The sequence below is a fragment of the Aquirufa sp. HETE-40SA genome (assembly GCF_054558635.1).
Window position 1 is genome coordinate 1 of the sequence record NZ_JBPXKN010000007.1, and the last position, 1,274, is coordinate 1,274.

A 1,274-nucleotide genomic window follows, 5' to 3' on the forward strand; every position below is an offset into this window, starting at 1 on the left:
ACAATGGCATCACAACCAGGTACATATGTACCATTTAAAGTAAAAGACATTGCATTAGCAGACTGGGGTCGCAAAGAAATTCAATTAGCAGAAGCAGAAATGCCAGGTTTGATGGCATTACGTGAAGAATTCGGTGCTGCCCAACCTTTAAAAGGTGCACGTATCGCAGGTTGTCTTCACATGACGATCCAAACAGCGGTTTTAATCGAAACTTTAACGGCTTTAGGAGCTGACGTAACTTGGTCATCTTGTAACATTTTCTCTACACAAGATCACGCAGCAGCGGCTATCGCAGCAGCGGGTATTCCGGTTTATGCTTGGAAAGGCATGAACGAAGAAGAATTCAACTGGTGTATTGAGCAGACTTTATTCTTTGGAGAAGATCGTCAACCATTAAACATGATCTTGGATGATGGTGGTGATTTAACTAATATGGTTTTTGATGAATATCCTGAGTTAATCGTAGGCATCAAAGGCTTATCAGAAGAAACAACGACAGGTGTTCACCGTCTGTATGAGCGTATGAAAAATGGCACGTTATTCTTGCCTGCAATCAACGTAAATGACTCGGTAACGAAGTCTAAATTTGATAACAAATACGGTTGCAAAGAGTCATTAGTAGATGCGATTCGTCGTGCGACTGACTTAATGTTAGCTGGTAAAGTAGCGGTAGTAGCTGGTTACGGTGACGTAGGTAAAGGTTCTGCTGATTCATTACGTGGTGCAGGTTGCCGTGTGTTAGTAACGGAGATCGATCCAATTTGTGCTTTACAAGCAGCGATGGATGGCTACGAAGTAGTTCCAATGGACGAGGCAGCTACACGCGCAAACATCTTTGTAACAGCGACTGGTAACGTGAAGATCATCCGTGATCGTCACTTCAAAGCGATGAAAGACAAAGCAATCGTTTGTAACATAGGTCACTTCGATAACGAAATCGATATGGAGTGGTTGAACAATAACTACGGTTCTACGAAAGATCAAATCAAACCACAAGTAGATATGTACACGATCGATGGCAAAAACGTTATCGTTTTAGCTGAAGGTCGTTTAGTGAACTTAGGTTGTGCGATGGGTCACCCATCATTCGTGATGTCGAACTCATTCTGTAACCAAACGTTGGCTCAATTAGAGCTTTGGGCGAACTCAGCGAGCTATGAGAACAAAGTTTACATTCTTCCTAAGCACTTAGATGAGAAAGTAGCGTTCTTACACTTAGCGCACATCGGGGCTAAATTAGAGAAGTTAGAAAAAGAGCAGGCGGATTACATTGG

The 1,274-nt window shown here is 42.5% G+C and carries 1 protein-coding gene; it reads left to right on the forward strand.

From position 1 onward, the window contains the following. Positions 1-3: 3 nt before the first annotated feature. Positions 4-1,274 (forward strand): adenosylhomocysteinase (gene ahcY, locus ACRZ9O_RS10775; protein ID WP_459459050.1); only part of this gene is annotated, 1,271 nt, incomplete at its 3' end.